This window comes from Sphingobium sp. OAS761 (assembly GCF_024168485.1).
GTDB lineage: Bacteria > Pseudomonadota > Alphaproteobacteria > Sphingomonadales > Sphingomonadaceae > Sphingobium.
On sequence record NZ_JALJVY010000020.1, the window covers coordinates 12,788 to 30,760 of the forward strand.

General features: G+C 61.8%; 12 protein-coding genes. 5 read left to right on the top strand and 7 right to left on the bottom strand.

The features are described from left to right. Window positions 1-72: 72 nt before the first annotated feature. Window positions 73-831 (bottom strand): SDR family NAD(P)-dependent oxidoreductase, encoded by a 759-nt coding sequence (locus J3E64_RS19860; RefSeq protein WP_253344949.1) that lies wholly within the window; start codon window positions 829-831, stop codon window positions 73-75. 34 nt (window positions 832-865) lie between these two features. After that, window positions 866-1,657: an SDR family oxidoreductase gene (locus J3E64_RS19865; RefSeq protein ID WP_253344950.1), complete on the bottom strand. Its 792-nt coding sequence runs from the start codon at window positions 1,655-1,657 to the stop codon at window positions 866-868. 437 nt (window positions 1,658-2,094) lie between these two features. Between J3E64_RS19865 and J3E64_RS19870 the strand changes: the two genes are divergently transcribed. Further along, complete coding sequence (locus J3E64_RS19870; protein ID WP_253344951.1) at window positions 2,095-3,210, top strand: ABC transporter substrate-binding protein; 1,116 nt, start codon at window positions 2,095-2,097, stop codon at window positions 3,208-3,210. An 87-nt stretch (window positions 3,211-3,297) separates the two neighbouring features. On the opposite strand, the gene J3E64_RS19875 is transcribed toward J3E64_RS19870, so the two are convergent. Next, on the bottom strand, window positions 3,298-3,711 hold the full coding sequence (locus J3E64_RS19875; protein WP_253344952.1) for a nuclear transport factor 2 family protein: 414 nt from the start codon (window positions 3,709-3,711) through the stop codon (window positions 3,298-3,300). 575 nt (window positions 3,712-4,286) lie between these two features. Here J3E64_RS19875 and J3E64_RS19880 point away from each other — a divergent pair. Beyond that, window positions 4,287-5,786 (top strand): aldehyde dehydrogenase, encoded by a 1,500-nt coding sequence (locus J3E64_RS19880; protein WP_253344953.1) that lies wholly within the window; start codon window positions 4,287-4,289, stop codon window positions 5,784-5,786. A gap of 32 nt (window positions 5,787-5,818) precedes the next feature. Here the strand turns inward: J3E64_RS19880 and J3E64_RS19885 are convergent, their stop codons facing one another. From J3E64_RS19885 to J3E64_RS19895, 3 genes are all read right to left on the bottom strand, one after another. Continuing rightward, on the bottom strand, window positions 5,819-6,292 hold the full coding sequence (locus J3E64_RS19885; RefSeq protein ID WP_253344954.1) for a nuclear transport factor 2 family protein: 474 nt from the start codon (window positions 6,290-6,292) through the stop codon (window positions 5,819-5,821). 77 nt (window positions 6,293-6,369) lie between these two features. Continuing rightward, the gene (locus J3E64_RS19890; protein ID WP_253344956.1) at window positions 6,370-8,871 is read right to left on the bottom strand and encodes a TonB-dependent receptor; all 2,502 of its coding nucleotides are present in this window, start codon (window positions 8,869-8,871) and stop codon (window positions 6,370-6,372) included. 381 nt (window positions 8,872-9,252) lie between these two features. Further along, window positions 9,253-10,983 carry a CocE/NonD family hydrolase gene (locus J3E64_RS19895; protein ID WP_253344958.1) on the bottom strand — a complete coding sequence of 577 codons (1,731 nt, stop codon included), beginning with the start codon at window positions 10,981-10,983 and terminating at the stop codon, window positions 9,253-9,255. Between the two features lie 349 nt (window positions 10,984-11,332). Between J3E64_RS19895 and J3E64_RS19900 the strand changes: the two genes are divergently transcribed. Continuing rightward, window positions 11,333-13,009, top strand: coding sequence for an AMP-binding protein (locus J3E64_RS19900; protein ID WP_253344977.1), 1,677 nt, complete (start codon window positions 11,333-11,335; stop codon window positions 13,007-13,009). A 131-nt stretch (window positions 13,010-13,140) separates the two neighbouring features. Further along, on the top strand, window positions 13,141-14,403 hold the full coding sequence (locus tag J3E64_RS19905) for an MFS transporter (protein ID WP_253344959.1): 1,263 nt from the start codon (window positions 13,141-13,143) through the stop codon (window positions 14,401-14,403). Here J3E64_RS19905 and J3E64_RS19910 read toward each other — a convergent pair. Continuing rightward, window positions 14,400-16,637, bottom strand: coding sequence for a TonB-dependent receptor (locus tag J3E64_RS19910; RefSeq protein WP_253344960.1), 2,238 nt, complete (start codon window positions 16,635-16,637; stop codon window positions 14,400-14,402). The two genes, J3E64_RS19905 and J3E64_RS19910, sit on opposite strands and share 4 nt — an antisense overlap. A gap of 313 nt (window positions 16,638-16,950) precedes the next feature. Here J3E64_RS19910 and J3E64_RS19915 point away from each other — a divergent pair, with 313 nt between their 5' ends. After that, entirely contained in the window at window positions 16,951-17,949 is a 999-nt protein-coding gene (locus tag J3E64_RS19915; protein ID WP_253344961.1) for a LacI family DNA-binding transcriptional regulator, read from the top strand. The last annotated feature ends 24 nt before the right edge of the window (window positions 17,950-17,973 follow it).

Genomic DNA, 17,973 nt, shown 5'->3' on the forward strand with positions numbered 1-17,973 from the left:
TAATTCGACTATTCCTGCATATCAATTGCACGCGGCGCATCTCGGCTGCAGGCGCTGGCATCGACGGTGCGGTCAGGATCCCAGCATGCATACGCCGCCGTCCAGCGAGAGCACCTGGCCGGTCATGTAGCTTGCTCCGTCGCCTGCTAGCAGCGCCATCGTCGGACCCAGCGAGTCCGCGCCACGCAGGCCTCCGGGCAGGCGTTGCGCCTGGCCGATGCTCTTCTCGAAACTCTCGCGCTCGGATTCGGGGAGCGCAGCCCGCACGCGGTCGACGATCGGCGTATAGATCATCGGCGCGATCGCGTTCACCCGGATGTTGTACCTGGCCCAGTCCATCGCGACGGCCCTGGTCCATGCGGCGACCGCGCCCTTGGTCGCGCAATAGTGCGCGCGCATGACCTGGCCGCGAATCCCGGAAACCGACGCGAAGTTGATGATCGAGCCGCCCTTGTCCTTCATATAGGGGAATGCAGCCTGGTTGACGAACATCGTCCCCAACACGTTGATCTCGAAGATCCGGCGCATGTCTTCTTCGCTGATGTCCTCGGCCAATTTGCGGGCAGTGATGCCCGCCGGCACGCATACCGCGTCGAGACCGCCCATGAACTGCACGGCTTGTGCGAAACAGGTATCGACTGCCTGCTTGTCGGTGATGTCGCAGGTCATCGCGCGGAAGTGCTCGGGCGGGCGCGAACCATCCTTGGGCCCGGGCTGAATATCGAGCGACACGACCTTCGCGCCCTCCGCGAGGAACGCGTCGACCGCAGCTTCCCCAGCGCCGCTCGCGCCGCCTGCGACCAGGGCGAATTTTCCGTCGAGCATCCCCATTTTCGTCTCCCTTATAAATTCATGCCGTGTCGGCTCACACGCGCTCTGGCGTCCAAATCTCCGCAAGGGTCTTGCGCTCCCATTCGACGTCGTCGAGCGCGGCACGCTGGGCGATCAGGTCGAACGCATCCCCGGTGCCGTCGAGGCGCAGCGGGAGGTTCCCCGCCTCGATCGCATCGGCCAGCCGCTCCGCCACGAATTGGGCGCTGAACGGGGACTTGCGCGCTTTCGCCAGCCTCGCCTTCACATGATCAACCAGGTCCTGGTATGCAGGTTCGACGATTTCCCTGCGGTTGGTGCCGAAGCTGCTTTCCACTGCGCCGAGAGCGACGATGCCGACCTTGATCCCGAAGGGCGCAAGCTCGAGCCGCAGAGCTTCGGAATAGGCATCGAATGCGGCCTTGGTCGCGGCGTAATGGCCAAGAAGCGCGGTCGAGCGGCGGGCGACGGCAGACGAGATCTGCACGATGTCCCCGCTTCCGCGCTCGCGCATTCCAGGGACCACCGCGCGGATCATGCGTAGCATCCCGAACACGTTGGTTTCGAAGATGCGTTGCGTCTCTTCCTCCGGTGGCGATTCGACCGCGCTCCAGATGGTGACGCCGGCGTTGTTGATCAGGACATCGATATCTCCAGCGGCGGCGACTGCGCGTTGGACCGAATCACGGCTCGTCACGTCCAGCGCGAGTCGTTCCGCGACGTCCAGGTCCCTCAGCGTATCGGGGTCTCGCGCGGTGGCGATGACGCGATGACCGCGGCCCGAGAGCTCGCTTGCCAGCGCCCGGCCGATCCCGCTCGAACAGCCGGTGATGAGAACGCGTTTCATCCTTTGCACTCCAAAATTCGCATGATGTTCCGTGCCGTCGTTCAGTTCAGACGGGACGGCCTTTGCGATATAGGGTTATATCAATCCGAATTCGGAAGCCACCGTCAAGTATCTCTGGGCGGTCGCCGGCGATGGGCTACGCCCCAGCGCGCAGGAGCACCCAATGAACCCGCGCACGCATTGGCTTTGTCCGGAAACCAACCCATGATCGCTCATTATGGGCCGCCTGTCCGACCCAGGCCCGCGAAGCTCAATTGGTCCAAAGAGCCCTTCTGCGCACCTTACACTGAGCCGCTTCGCCGGAATAATATGGGTCTTCACGCGAAGGGTCAGAGAAAGTCCGCGCGGAAACGGCAAAAAATCCAATAGAGATACAGGAAAGTTGTTCCTCGCCGATGGCGCTGCTAAGGGCGGGGAGCTAATGGGAGAAGCCAGCAATGTCGCGTCGTGATCAGTACAAGGAACCGGCCGAACCGTTGAGGGTCGGGCTGCTGCTCGACAATCCGCCACGCTATACCGACCTCGCCGAGAAGATCTACGATCTGATCCTGGAGCAGTACAAGAAGGACGGCCGCTTCGAACGCGGGATCGAGCTGATCAAGGTTTATCCTTATGGTCCGCCCGCCGGCTTCATCCAGAACTCGATCGATGCCTTCCACGAGCTGTGCGACCAGGGCGTGATCGCGGTCCTGGGCGGGCACCATGCCGACGATAGCATCTCCATCGCGCCAGAAGCCGACAAGCGCGAGGTGGTGTTCTTGAACACTGGCGCGACAACTCATGCGATGTCAAAATGGAGCTTTTCGATATCGTGGGGCAGCGTTCCCCACGATGTCTATACCTTGGCCAGCTGGCTCAGGAAGAAGGGCTACACGCGCGTCGCGATCACTTGGGACCGGGCCGACCACATCGTCGAGGGCGTCACGCATTTCCGCAACGCGTGCCGGCGCGCGGGCATTAAGATCCTCTACGATGTGCGCTTTCCGCAGACGATCACTCCCGATCTGCAGGAGGTATTCGCCGAGGCTCACCAGGAGTTGGCCAGCGTTCAGCCCCAGGCCATCGCGCACTTCGGCAGCGGTGCGATGTCGTACCATTGGGCGGCTTACGTCACCCGCAATTGGCCGGAAATCCCGCGAATCATGAACGACGCCTTCCATGGCGCGACCAATGCCGATGCCGCCGCCGGGTTCGAGGGCTGGGTGGGAACCACACACTGGGACGACGCGAACCAGGTCAACGCTCGATTCCGCGAAGCCTACGCCGCTCGCTATCCCGGCGAGACCATCCCCAGCGGAGAGATGATCGGGATATTTCACGACATGATGACCACCTTTCTCGAGGGGGTCACCCTGGCGCCGATCATGAACCGCGACGGCATTCGGCGCGGGCTGGAGATGGTCCAGATGCTGCCGGCGGCAACGGGCGGCGCGCGCACCTGCATCGGCTTCAGCCCGCACAACCACCGAGGCATTCAGGGCGCCGACGCGATGGTGGTGCGCCGAATGCGTGACGGAGCGCTGGTTATGGAAGACCGGATCGATCTGTTTTGAACGGGGCGCCAAGCTCGGCAAAGTCGCTTCAGACGACTGCGCCCCTGTCCGGTGGCCAGGAAAGACGGGCCGCGCGATGGGGTGTTCTCAGGAGTCCTCGGGCTTACCTTCGAAGAATTCGAAGCTGCGCTCAACGAAGTACCACTCGCCTTCAATCTTGCGCAGCCGATCGCTGTACGCCCCGCAGAACCCCGGGTGCTTGCCCTTGAACCACGGCGTGAACATAATCGAGTAGCAGGTCGCCTCGTCTCCATCGATCTCGATGATGTGATCGGTGACGAGCGGCATGTTCTTGCCCGGGGTGGTTTGGCTCTCGAGAAAGTCCTGGATGTTCTTCCGGCCGACATAGTCGAAGCGTCCGGCGGCGAACCGGCCGTCTTCGGAGTAAAGCGCGCCGACGCCACGCCCATCGCCGGTCACCACGCAGCGCGCATATTTTGCAGTCAGCTCCTTGATCGCCTCGCGATCGGCGAGAAGTTGCAAGTCGGCGGGTATCGCCACGGTCCGATCTCCTTGGATGGCTGAAGGTAAAGCCGCGCGCGTTGAAGCAAGCCCTACGACCACATTCATATTTGTAGCGCAGACCTGATGCTTCCTGTTGACGCAAATCAGCCGGCGAGGCAAGACGGAATCATCAATACCAATAACTCTATATCAGCCCTCCGGATCTCGGGGGAGCCACATCTGGGAGACGATGGCTTGAGCGCGGATCTTGACGTGATCGTCATGGGCGCAGCATCGGCTGGCTGTATGCTAGGACGGATCGACATTCAGTTCTGGCGGCCTGCAAATCGCCCATTTTCGCGCTTCCGGTGCTCACGGACCTTAAGTCCGCTGCGCTCCGGTTCACGAAAAAGCACGATTTTCGCCTCGCCATCTCCTGAATGTCGATCCGCCCTAGCCAACCACCGAAGCGTCAATCGAGGCTGGGTTCCGCAGCGTGCCCGGACTGCGCGTCGCGGACAGGTCGATACTGCCACGATGACCTCCGCTAACACCAATGCGCCCACCATCATGATCGCCGAGAAAGCATCCAACATGATTGCCACTGATCTCGGAAAGTAAGGATTCTAGCCATGCAAATGACCGTACCGTACCTTTCCGACGCCCCCTTTCAGCCCGCCCATCCGCAGTCTCTTTTCATCGCGAATAGGTGGGTTCAGCCAGCATCAGCCGAGCAGTTGGAGATCGTCTGCCCGATGACCGAAGAGGTGGTCGGCGAAGTGCCCGCCGCGGTCGTGGCCGATGTCGATCGGGCGGTCGCCGCAGCTCGCGCCGCCTTCGATAGCGGCCCCTGGCCCAAAACCAGCGTGGCCGAGCGCGCGGGCAAGCTGCGCGAGATCGCCCGCTTGCTCAAGACCCGCGCGGATGCGCTGGCGTGGCTGTGGACCTTGGAAGCGGGCGCTCCCAACATGTTCACCTCGCGTGTTTCCGAAAACTGCGGAATGATTTTCGAGCACTACGCTGACGTGCTCGAAAAGGCATGCCTGGTCGATGCTCGCCAGCGCGCTGCGGGGGGCTATGCCCTCGTCACGCAGGAGCCGATCGGCGTGGTCGCGGCGATCGTTCCCTGGAACGCCCCCATATTCCTCGCCGTGATCAAGGTCGCAGCCGCGCTCGCCGCCGGCTGTACGGTTGTGCTCAAGCCGGCGCCGGAGACTCCGCTCGACGCCTATATTCTCGCCGAATGCATCGAGGCGGCGGACCTGCCGGAAGGGACGTTCAGCATCGTCGCCGGCGGGCGCGAGGCCAGCGACCATCTCGTCCGCCATCCGGGCGTCGACAAGGTCACCTTCACCGGCAGCACGGCGACGGGCAAGCACATCATGTCGGTCTGCGCCGATCGCGTGGCGCGAGTCACACTCGAGCTCGGCGGCAAGTCGGCCGCGATCGTGCTCGACGACATCGCGCCCACCGATTGCCTTCCCGGCATTCTCGGTCAGGTCATGGGCAATTGCGGGCAGGCCTGTGTCACCCTGTCGCGGATCCTCGTGCAGCGCGACCGCATCGCGGAGTTCGAAGAGATGCTCGAGCACGCCTTCAGTCAGGTGAGGCTGGGGGACCCGTTCGATCCTGCAACGCAGATCGGCACGCTGGCGATGGAACGCCAGTTCGACAAGGTGAATGAATATGTTCGCATCGGCAGGGACGAAGGTGCGAAACTGGTCGTGGGAGGCGCCAGGCCGGCAGGCTTCGATCGCGGCTACTTCTTCGCGCCGACCCTTTTCTCGGGCGTGGACAACGCCATGCGCATCGCACGGGAGGAAATCTTCGGTCCCGTGCTGGTGATGATCCCTTACGACACCGTCGATGAGGCCGTCGCAATCGCCAACGATTCGCCCTACGGCCTGCACGGCGCGCTATTCACTCATGACGCCGATCGCGCCTATGCGCTGGCCCGGCAACTACGCACGGGCAGCGTGGGGCTCAATGGCAACACCATGGACCTGACAATGCCGTTCGGCGGCTGGAAGCAATCGGGGATCGGTCGCGAGGGTGGGCCAGAAGGGCTGGCTGGGTTCTTCGAAGAGAAGACGATCTATCTGCCATCCATGCCGGCAGCAATGGTTGCCTAGGCATTCAGGCCAATCGTTATCGGACCCGGCACTCAAACCGGCATCACGGCGCACCCCTGCTGATCGTACTGCCATCTCGTGGAATGGTGACGGCTGACGATCTTCCAGCCGTCGGCACCGCGGTTGAGGCGGTCGGTGTAGCGGAGGCCGCGGACGTGGACCATGCCTCCAGCCGCTTCGGGTTCGACCAGATAGGCAATCGCAAACGTGTCGGCGGTTGCGACATCCCCGTCTATGACGATTTCCTGGCTGGCGCGAACATGGGTGGTGTGGACGAAGCGGCCGCCTTTTCCCAGCCGATTGCCGATCGCGTCGCGGCCCTCCATGTCGAGCAAGCCCGCATCGCTTGTGTACCGCGCGTCATTGGCAAAGCATCTGCGAACCAGGTCTGGATTGCGGCTGTCGATGGCGAAAAAATAGCGGTCGATCACTTCCTGCACCGCCTGCCGCTGGTCGGCGGCAGGCGTGAGCAGCGCGTCAGCCCTTGAAGGCGGCTGGATTTCCACAGACTTCCCCAGTTCCGCGCAAAAAAGGGGCGCACACTGGCGCGCCCCTGTTCACTTGTTCGCGGCAGGTGCCTCGATCAGAAGTTATGGCTGATCTGGACACCGAATGTCCGCGGATTGCCCACCGTCGCGTCGGCGAACCCAAGGCTCCCCGCGATATTGAGGCCGCCGGTGAAGTAACGCTTGTCGGCGATGTTCTTGGCCCACACCGCGATTTCCGTGTCGCTGCCAACCCGCGCGGCGATCCGGCCGTTGAGCAGACCGTAGCCCTTCTGGATCATCGCCGGCACCGGCAGATCCTTATCGGTCGGGAAGCTGAGCAACGGCTGCAGATTTTGTCGGCTTTGGTACACCCAGTCGAGCTGGAAGTGAATCTCGCCGAACTCGACCGGCAGCGTGTACGAGGGCGAGATGCCGTAGGTAACCTTCGAAATCTGCTGGAATTCGGTCTTCGAAAGGTCGAGAGTGTCGGGGCCCGCAGGACCGGTGGCAAGGAACTTTTTCCATTTCGGGTCGGTCAGGCCGATCTGGGCCGAGATCCGGGCTCCTTCGAACGGGATCAGGGTGAGTTCGCCCTCCAGGCCTCGGATGCGGGCCGTCGCCGCGTTGATCGTCGCGACCACCGTGACCGCGGAGCCATCTACGAAAAACGTTGCGGGAACCGGTCGCTGAAAGTTCTTCACGTTGGTCTGGAAGGCCGAGACGTTGATCCGCACGGTGCGGTCGAACAGATCGGCCTTGGCGCCGATCTCGTAGTTGATCGCGGTCATCGGGAGGTATTTGACGAACGGCACGCCGACGGTGCTGCGTTGATTGATGCCGCCCGCCTGGAAGCCCTTGGCGGCGCGTGCATAGAGCAATATGCGGTCAGTCGGCTTGTAGTCCGCCCCGGCGGTCCAATCCCACGAGTCGTACTTGAGAGTCTGGCTGTCGACGCACAAGTCGGGATTGGCGTCCGAACCCGCGGGCGGGATCGGCAGGGTACAGGCAAGGCCGTTCGGGAACACACCGGGTATAATGGGACGGCTGCCGAACTGCGTGATGCCAACTTTCTTGTCTTCTTTGGTGTAACGCAGGCCGCCGGTCAGGTTCAGACGGTCCGTGACGGCGAACGTGCCCTGGCCGAAAAAGCCCAGGCTCTTGTTGTCGACGCGGTTCTCGATGTAATTGGCCACGGTGTCTCCGAAGCCGAAAGCCGCAGTGAGCAGCGGAACCGCTGTATTTGTACCGCGTTCGATGCCTTTGAACCTGTAGTAGTACGACCCTAGCGTGTATTTGAGCCGGTCGCCGAACACGTTTCCATTGAACTGCAGTTCCTGGGTAAAGGTGTTTCCTTCCGGAGTGGCCCGCGAATACAGCAGGATGGGCACCGTGCCGTCATAATCCTTCGGGCTATCATGATAGAAGTCGCGATAGGCGGTGATCGACTTCACCTGAAGGTCGTCGCTCAGCTCATATTCGATATTTCCGGAAACTCCCCATTCCCGGTACCGACTGATGTCGCCCATCGATGCGGCGCCGGAGAACGGCCCGGTAGTAGTGCGCGGATTGGTCGGGCTGGGGGACCAGCAACTATTCGCGAGGGTCGGCCTCGCCCCCCCTCCGCACGAGAAAAACTGCGACTGGATGGTGGATGCGTCGGCAAGGGTTGGGAAGCGGCCCAAATAGGCAAGACCGAGTTCTTGATAGGCCGGTGAGAGGCCGTCCGGATTGAACGGCGAGGCGAACACCGGATTGCTGACCGTGAGGTAAACCGGTTTGAGCAAGTTGCCGTCGGTCCGCGCATCGACATAGTCGCCGGTGATGTTGAAATCCAGGCGGTCGCTCGGGCGAAACCGCAGCTGGCCGCGGGCATAGACCTGCTTCGACTGACCGAGCCGGCGACCGTAAGTGGTTTCCTTGGCGAAGCCGTTGTCGTCGCGATAGCCTAGGTTGAGTCGCAGCGCGACCGTGTCCTCCACCAGCGGAATGTTGAGCATCCCCTGGCCTTCGACGAGGCCGTAATTGCCCGCACCGGCCATCACGCGGCCGTTGAAATTATCCAGATCGGGCCGTTTGGTGTGTATCGAAACCGCGCCACCGATGGTGTTGCGGCCGAACAGGGTGCCTTGCGGGCCGCGCAGAACTTCGATGCGCTCCACGTCGGGGCCGAGAAACGACATCGAACCAATCGCGGTGGATTGGTAAACATCGTCGATGTAGATTGCGGCCGGCTGATCGTTCACCAACTCGATGTTCGCGTTGCGCAGGCCGCGGATGCCGACCGTGCTCGACAGAGTGCCTTGCGCAGTGGTCGAAAAGGTTACGTTGGGAGTAGCCGACTGCAAGTCGGAAATCTGGCTGACCGAACGGTTCTGAAGCTCTTCCGCCGAGACTGCGGTGATCGAGATCGGCACATTCTGGACGTTCTCCGCACGCTTCTGCGCGGTGACGATGATTTCCTCGATGCGGCTGTTCTGTTCGGCAGTATTGCTGCTCTGAGGCTGGTTCTGGCCCAAAGCCGAGGTCGCGAACACCGGCGTCAGCGCGGTGGCGCCGGCAAGAATCGCGAGCGGCGAGAGATTCCGGAAACTACGCATATTTCCTCCCCATCTGTGATTTTCTTGGACGTCGTTTGTCGTCCTTATTGGGGTTACTCTAATCCGGAAATTAGATTGATGTAAAGGAATTTCTTGACCCCTTGCCCTCTCATCAAAGAGCAGCCTTCGCAATCCATTGAGCTGTTTACGGCATTTCTCCTGGAATAGGGCGTCGGAAGCCCTGGCCAGCATTTCACGTAGCGCCGAGACGTCCCGCATCGATTCCGCCAGCGCCTTCAGGTGCTGCGCCTCGCTCAGGCGCTGATAACGGCCGTTCCGGACTCTGCTGCCCGCGAAATCGAAGGTCGAAGAAAAAGGGCCGAAGATCTCTCTTCGGCCCTTTGCGATCCGTTTCCGGCTCTTGTTCTCCGGTTGGAGCAGCTAGCGTTCGATGATCGGCAGGATCAGCCGGCTGGGGTATTCCGGCCCGCGGTGGACGCTGTTTACCGCCGCGACCATATCGGCTTCACGCTCCCTGCTGATGTCGCCTCCGGTATTGCTGTTGCGGTCATAGCGCGGGAAGTTGCTGCTTGAAACTTCGAGTCGGAGACGGTGGCCCGGGAGAAAGACGTTCGATGTCACGCCCACGTCAATGGTGATTTCATAGACTTTTCCCGGCGACATCAACTCGGGTTCCGCCAACGACTTGCGGTAGCGCATCCGAAGGATCCCTTCGCTCAGCGCCATAGCCCGCCCGTCCGGAAAAACGTCGATCAGCTTGGCGGTGAAGTCCGTATCCACTGCCGAGGACGACACAAAGAGCTTGAGCGAGATGGGGCCCGTGACTTCAAGGGGCCGGTCCAGGACAGCACTGCTGAAACAGAGGACATCCTCGCGGGCCTCCACCGCCGACTGATCGGCAGGTCCGCTAAATGGAGCCAGCGTGTTGCCGCCCACGGTCGGCACCGGACGACGAGGATCGTAGAGATAGCGATCGGTTTCGTCGCGCGCGGCGGGCTCAGTCATCAGCAGCCCACTGCCCCCGGCGGTGTTGGCCGCGCCCGCCCCATCGAGATGATAGTCGACGAACCTCGTGTCATGGAGCGGCCAGGACTGCTCGTCGCGCCACTGGTCGATTCCCATGACGAAGAGGCGCACCGGCGCAGAACCGTCCAAGGCGTCCTCCCGTCCCTTCAGCCAGCGGTCGAAGAAGGCGATGTGGGCGGGCGTCAGCTGCGCCGCCAGCGTGCTCGCCAACAAGCCGAAATCGCGTTCGGGAAATATGCCATGGGCGCCGACTGCCTGGCTGTGACTCCAGGGCCCGACGATGAGCCGCTGGCCGTCGCGCGCATTCTCGGATGCAGCGCGCACGCGCATGGCGGCATGATCGGAGAGTTGCTGCGCCACAAAAAGATCGTACCACCCGGCAATGGACAATGCCGGCGCGCTGATCTGCTCGGCCTTGTCCAGCGAGGATTGCGACGCCCAGAACGCGTCGCGCGCGGGGTGAGCGAGCACGTCGTTCAGCCAAGGCAGATATTTCGTCACCAGCGGCTTGTCGGCCACTGGCGTTTCCTTGAGGACGGAGTCGAGGTTCTGCATCATGGCCGCCAGCTGCGCGACATCGGCTGGATCAGCCTCGCCCAACGGCAACTTGCGGATGGCCGCGTTCATCGCCATCAGCACGCTCCACATGATCACGGTATGGAGCGACAACGCGCCGCCGGACGAATACCAGGGCGCGCTATAGAAGTCCGCGCTTGTTATTGTCGGCACAATCGCCTTGAGAGCGGGCGTTCCTGTCGCGGCCGCTTGCCATTGGACAAGCCCGAGATAGGATGCTCCCCACATTCCGACCGAGCCGTCGCACCATGGTTGTTCGGCAAGCCAGCAGATCGTGTCCTCGCCATCGTTCACATCATGCACATGCGGGATGAAACTGGAGCCGGAGTTAAAGGTGCCTCGCACATCCTGCATCACAACGGCATAGCCGGCGCGCACAAGCGCAAACACATTGGGCGCAAAGCCGTTCGCCACCTCATCCTTGCCATAGGGGCTGCGCAGCAACAGGGCAGGCACGCGCTCTCCTCCGTCCGGCCGCCAGACGTTCGTCGCAAGCCCCACGCCGTCACGCATGACGATGGTGACATTGTCTTCGAATATGGATTTCATACACTTTCCTGCGCGGTAGCTGGAAAAGGAGTTATCGCTTAACCGCTTGAGGGCCGCCCCTCAAGGCGTTGATAACATCAATTGCAGGCAGGCCCGGCATTTCCGGTAATTCAATGTCACGCCGATGGTGCGGAACTGCAGGCAGTTACGCGCCCACTTCGCACCCGACGCTGAGCGCGAGACTGGACGCTGCGCGCATTTTTCCGGAGCCGTATCGACTGACACTTCGCCGCGACGATGCAGAGGCAACTCTTTTCTCAAGTGATTATATCCAGAACCTCGGTTACAACGGCGGACAGAGCTGTAGGGGGGAACATCCGGGGCAATGGGGGAGACGGTGTCCATCGGAATGAAGGCAGTAGAGCAGCCCAGTCACGTCATAGGCGCTTCTGGGCCGCCGCTGATCGAGCAGACGATCGGCACAGCGCTGGAACTCGCGGCGCAGCGCTGGCCCGAGGCTGAGGCACTGGTGTCGCGACATCAGGACGTCCGCCTCTCCTGGGCTGGGCTCAAGGCGGCGGCCGATGCATTTGCGGCAGGACTCCTGGCGCTCGGGCTTCGTCCTGGCGACCGCGTCGGCATATGGGGGCCAAACTGTGCCGAGTGGACCATTGCCCAGTTCGCCACCGCGCGCGCCGGCATGATCCAGGTCAACATCAACCCGGCATACCGCGCCTCCGAACTCGAATATACGCTGCGCAAAGTCGGGGTGAAGGCGCTCATCTGCGCGGCCACGTTCAAGACGAGCGACTATGTCGCCATGGTGGAGACGCTGGTTCCATCGGTCGCAGGCGCGGGCGAGGTCAGGTCGGAGCGGCTGCCGGCCCTTGCTCATATCATCAAGATCGGCGGCGACCCGCGCCCTGGCTGGCTCGCGTTCGACGAGGTCGCAACGCTCCGGACGGACGCATCCGAACGGGAACTTATGTCCCTGGCCGCGAGCCTTGGCCCGAACGATCCCATCAATATCCAGTTCACCAGCGGGACTACCGGTTCGCCCAAAGGTGCGACGCTGTCGCACAGGAACGTGCTCAACAACGCCTATTTCGTTGGCCTGGGCATGGGACTGCATGAGGGCGACCGGCTGTGCATCCCGGTGCCGCTTTACCATTGTTTCGGCATGGTGATGGGCAATCTCGCCTGCCTGGTTCACGGCGCCACCATGGTTTACCCCTCGGCAGGCTTTGAGCCGCTTGCTGTCCTGGAGGCGATTGAGGCCGAACGCTGCACGGGCCTGCACGGCGTGCCCACCATGTTCATCGCTGAACTGGAGCATCCCGATTTCGGCCGCTTCGACCTGTCGAGCCTGCGCACCGGTATCATGGCCGGATCGCCCTGCCCGATCCAGGTGATGCGCAAGGTCATGGACCGGATGCACATGCGCGACATAGGCATTGCGTATGGCATGACGGAAACCAGCCCGGTCAGCTTCCAGACCGCGCTCGATGATTCGCTTGAGCGGCGCGTCGGCACGATCGGGCGGGTCCAACCCCATCTCGAGGTGAAGATCGTCCATCCGGATACAGGCGAGATGGTGCCGCGCGGCCAGCCGGGCGCGTTGTGCACGCGCGGCTATTCGGTCATGCTCGGCTATTGGGACGATCCCGAAAAGACGGCCGAGGCGATACGCGACGGCTGGATGCACACCGGGGACCTCGCCGTCATCGACGAGGCGGGTTATGGCCGCATTGTCGGGCGCATCAAGGACATGATCATCCGCGGTGGCGAGAACATCTACCCGCGCGAGATCGAGGAGTTCATTTACACCCACCCTGCGGTGGAGGACGTGCAGGTGATCGGCGTACCCGATGCCAGGTTCGGCGAGGAGGTTCTCGCCTGCGTGAAGCTCCGCGCCGGTGCGTCGGCGGATGCCGAGGAGATCATCGCCTACTGTCGCGGGCAGATCGCCCACTACAAGGTTCCCCGCTACGTCCGTTTCGTCGATGCCTTCCCGATGACCGTCTCCGGCAAGGTGCAGAAATACCTGCTGCGTGAGGCGATGACGGCCGATCTTGCAGAAGGCTGAAAGTTTCAGCGACTGATCCCTCGCAAGCGGCTGCCTTCTGGCTATCACGGCTGCCACCCAAGGGAGGCAGAGCTGCAAGCTGGTATCGAAAAATGGTTTTACGCAGAGCCTAATTAAGATAGCTGAATGCGATGCGATCTACTGTTCCCGATGCCGCCTCGCGGCGCAGCTACCTGATCATTGCGGTCTGCTTTTGTGTCGCGATTTTCGAAGGCTTCGACCTGCAAGCGCCCAGCGTCTCGGCTTCGCAATTGCGATCCGCCTTCAATCTCTCCCCGGCGCAGCTTGGCACCTTCTTCAGTGCCGGCACGGTGGGATTGTTGTTCGGCGCAGCATTTGGCGGGCTGCTGTCCGACCGATATGGCAGGAAACCCGTTCTGATCGGATCGACATTCTGGTTTGCAATTGGCTCGCTTGCGAATGCGCACGCTCCGGATTTCCAAACTCTGCTTCTGTCCAGATTCTTTACCGGAATCGGTATGGGAGCAACTTTGCCCAACCTGATCGCCATCGCTTCGGAAGCGGCAGAGCCGAATTGGCGCGGCAGAGCGGTTACCTTTGTCCTTTTGGGCTTGTCAGTCGGCGGTGCATCGGCAAGTCTTCTCGCTGGCTGGACCGCGGCTGCAACCGACTGGCGGCTCGTCTTCCTGTGCGGGGCTGTGGTCCCGCTCATCTTCTCTCCCGCCCTGTTCACGCTCCCCGCATCCAAAGTCCCTACTCGCAAGGAGTCCCCGGGCGGCAAATTTTCACAACTATTCGGCCGCGAGAGCGGACGAACGACGGCCTTGTTGTGGACTGCCTCCTTCTTTCTGATGATTTCGATCTATTTGCTTTCGAACTGGCTGCCGACCCTGCTTCAGGATCGGGGCCTCAGTCGTTCGGAAGCACTCAGCGTCCAACTCATCTACAACCTGGCCGGGATTGTGGGGGCAATCGCGACCGGGCGTATTCTCGATCGACCACCTGCACAAAGATCGATCGGAATTGCCACGCTCTATGGCGGATTCCTCATAAGCATGCTCATGCTGGCCATGACACCGCCGATCCCGCTGGCGATCATGGTTCTGGGAGGGCTTGTTGGTGCGATGGTAACGGCGGTGGCTGCCGTTCTTTACGCGATCGCCCCAGCATTATATCCCGCGCAGGTCCGGGGAACGGGTATTGGCCTGGGCGTCGCGGCGGGCCGCGTCGGCTCCATCATCGGTCCGCTGATCGCGGGCATTCTCTTGGGCTCGGGATTCTCGCCAGCAACGGTTCTGATCGCGATGCTGCCGCTGATCGCCATCGCGGCCGCCTGTGCCGTTTCGATCGGCCGCACGGCGGCAAGGCTTGATGCCAGTTCGGCCGCAGCCGATCCTAGTCTGACAAGACCTCTGAATGTTGATACAGCCTAAAACTTGAAGCCCGCGCGCACACCATAGAGGCGGGGAGCCTCTATGGTGACGCCGGCAGCGATTCCCGAAACGGCGTTGGCGACGGTGATATTGTTCTCAATGTTCTGGACAAAACCCTGCACGTAGTAGCTGTCGCTCGGCGCGGTGTAAGTGAGGGTCGCGTCGGTCTTGGTAAACGCCGGTTGGCGGAACTGCGACAGGTTGTTGAGGTCGAGAATGAAATACTCCGAACTCATCCGGCTGCGCACCCCAGCTTCGATCCGGCCTCCGTTGCCCAGCGGGAAGCTGTGGGTATAGGCCGCGGTGACCACATTCTTCGGCGCGTGATCGAGCTGACGGCCGGCCAATGAGAAGGTGGGACGGTTCGCAGCGTCGGGGAAGAAGCTGGAGTACCGGGCATTCGTGTAGGTGTAGCCCAGTTCGAAAGTATCGTTCTCGCTCGGTTTCAGGGTGCTTTCAAACTCGAACCCATCCACCTTCGCCTTTGCTGCGTTGCTGATGAGTGTGGCAGGTACGGGCACCGACACAAGCTGGCTGACCTGGAGGCTATTGTAGGCATAGTGGAAGGCAGCAGCATTGAAGCGGAACGCATTGGAAACCCGGAATTTCACCCCGGCTTCGTAGTTGGTGAGCGTTTCCGGGTTATAGTAAAGAGCAGCATCGGTAAGCGTGCAGCCGATTCCCGAGCCAGCGACACAACCATCGTTGAAGCCGCCGGCTTTGTAGCCCGTGGAAACAGCGGCATAGGCCAGGCCGAGACCGGGAATGTCGTAATCTAGTCCCACCTTCCAGATCGTCTTGCCATAGGATTTGGCGGCAATATTCTGGTTCAGGGTGCAGCGCAGGGCGCCGCAGAACGAACTGGCCAGATCAGGAAAATCAACCACGGTGGCGCCGTTGCGCGACTTGAAATCGTGCGTATAGCGTACGCCACCCGAGATGTGGAAGGCGGATGTTATGTCATAGGTGACCTGACCGAAGACCGCCTTGGAACTGGAGATGGTGGGCCCTTGCGGGAACGCGAATCCAGTTGCGCCGGGAGCCACGAAACCGGAGAGCGGCGCGCCGAGGTTGAGTTCCAGCACCGACTTTTCGCGGAAGTAGTAACCGCCGATTTGGCCGTGCAGTGGGTTGCCGTTGCCGAAGGCGACGCGCAGTTCGTGGCTTTGCTGTTTGAATTCGCCGAAGTAGAATGCCGGGTTGTTCAGCGCGCTGTACAACATCAGGTTGCGCACGTCATTGCGGTCGGTCTTGCGATAGGAACCGAGGTAGGTGATCTGGACCGGGCCGGCGTCGTAAGTAAATTCACCCATGATCCCGTACGCCTTGTTGTCGCGCCGGGTGGGGTACGTGGGGCTGAGCGTGAGCAGGCGCCGTTCGTCTGCTGAGCCACCGATGAATAGCGGATCGTTGGTGGGCGTGAGCGTAGCCGGATCGTAAAAGCGATCGAGCGTGACGACATTGCCGACGGTACCCGAACCCTTGGTCTGTGTGTAGTCGCCTCGGATAACGAACGTCAGGTTGCCCGTTTCCCCGCCGAACGACACGCGAGTTGACAGCACGTCGCGGAAGGGCGTGAGATCGACGGCAGGCGTACCGGCAACGGTATAGAAAGAATCCTGCCGCTGGTAGTTGACCGCAGCGCGAATGCCGAGGCCGTTGCCCAGACCGAAGTTGACCATTCCGGTGGTATCGAGTGAGTTCAGGTTGCCGTAGCTGGCATCGACCGAAGCCTCGAACTCGTCCTTCGGCCGCTTCGCGATGACGTTAATCACACCGGCGGTCGTGTTGCGTCCATAAAGCGTTCCCTGCGGACCACGAAGCACCTCCACCCGCTCGATATCGTAGAAGCTGCCCAGCGTGTCGGACGGGCGTGCGATGTATACGCCATCAAGGAGGAACGCAGCGGAGGGATCGCCCTTTTCAGTGGTGTCGGTGCTGGTAACGCCGCGAATCGAGATGCGCACCGCATCGCCGCTTTCAGTAAGGGCGAGGTTGGGCACCACATTGGTGAGGGCGCGAGCATCGGTAATGCCTGCGTTGCGCAACCCAATCCCGGTTATGGCGCTCAAGGTGACAGGCGTCTTGGAAAGCAGGGTCGACTGGCGCGTGGCGGTGACGACGATATCGCCAATGTCACCGGCATCTTGGACGGGTCGGTTAGCCTCCTGGGCATTGGCCGGCGTGCATAGCGCCATGGCGGAGACAAGACATGCCGCACGGATCAATTTCATTTCTTCCTCCCTCAATGGCGCCGGACCCGGCCCGTGCCGGCGTGTTGGCCGACCACTTATGTACGACGCGGTTCGGTTGAGATGAGGAAGCATGGGACCTTGACCGGACCCTGTTGGGCACCACTTCGCCGCCTCTCCCAGTTGTACAGCGGATGTGATCTCCGCTTCTGAACGGGGTATCGACCATCACTGGCAGCGCTGTCAAGACTGCGCTGTCAATTCCCGCCGATGTGTGTTGGCAAAGGGGCGTATAAATGGCCATAAGGTACCCATGAGAGCCTATCCGCGCCAGCACGGCGGTGGCCACGCCACCATGGAAGACGTCGCGCGTATGGCGGGCGTCTCGCTCAAAAGCGTCTCGCGAGTCGTCAACCGGGAACCCCATGTTTCCGAGAGACTTCGCGCCAAGGTGGAAGCAGCTATCGTCGCGCTGGACTATGTCCCCGACACGGCCGCGCGCTCGCTGGCCGGATCGCGCTCGTTCGTCATCGGCCTGCTGTTCGACAATCCCAGCCCCAACTATACGTTGGAAGTCCAGGCCGGGGTCTACCGCGCCTGCACAGAGCACCAGTATCACCTGCGGATCGATGAGATCGCTGCGGACAGTCCACCTGGCGAACTGGATAAAAAGCTGGCTGCAATCCTGCGTAACGGCCGCTGTGACGGCTTCGTGCTGACGCCGCCGCTGACGGACAACCGCCAGATCCTCGACACATTCGACCGGAAAGGGATCCGCTACGTCCGCCTGGCGCCCGATAACGACCGTGGTCGCGCGCCGGGCGTGATCATCGACGACGAAGGGGCAGCCGCGTTGGTTGCTCGGCATTTGTGGTCGCTGGGCCACCGCCGGTACGGCATCGTTACGGGCGCGTATGGGCACGGCTCCGCGGACCGCCGGCGCGAGGGCTTTATCCGCGCGCTGGCCGAACTGGGCTCGGCGGAGCCTCCGGCCGAAGCGCGGGGCGGGTTCGCCTTCGAAGGCGGGATCGAAGCGGGTACGGCGCTGCTGGCCGGAACGCCGCGGCCAACAGCAATATTCGCCACCAATGACGATTCGGCCGCAGGGGTGATGCTCGCATGCAGCCGCGCCGGCGTGGAGGTGCCGCGCGATGTTTCTGTGTGTGGGTTCGACGATAGTTGGATCGCGCGAACAGTGTGGCCATATCTGACGACAATCAACCAGCCGATCAAGGAGATGGGCTACACTGCGGCGCGGATGCTCCTGGACCGCGATGCAAGCGAGACAGGACTGGTCACGCTGCCGTTCAGGCTGGTCAAGCGCGATTCGGTTGCCGGCGTTCTGTCAGTCTAATCGCACTTGTCTCTGTTTGGCAGA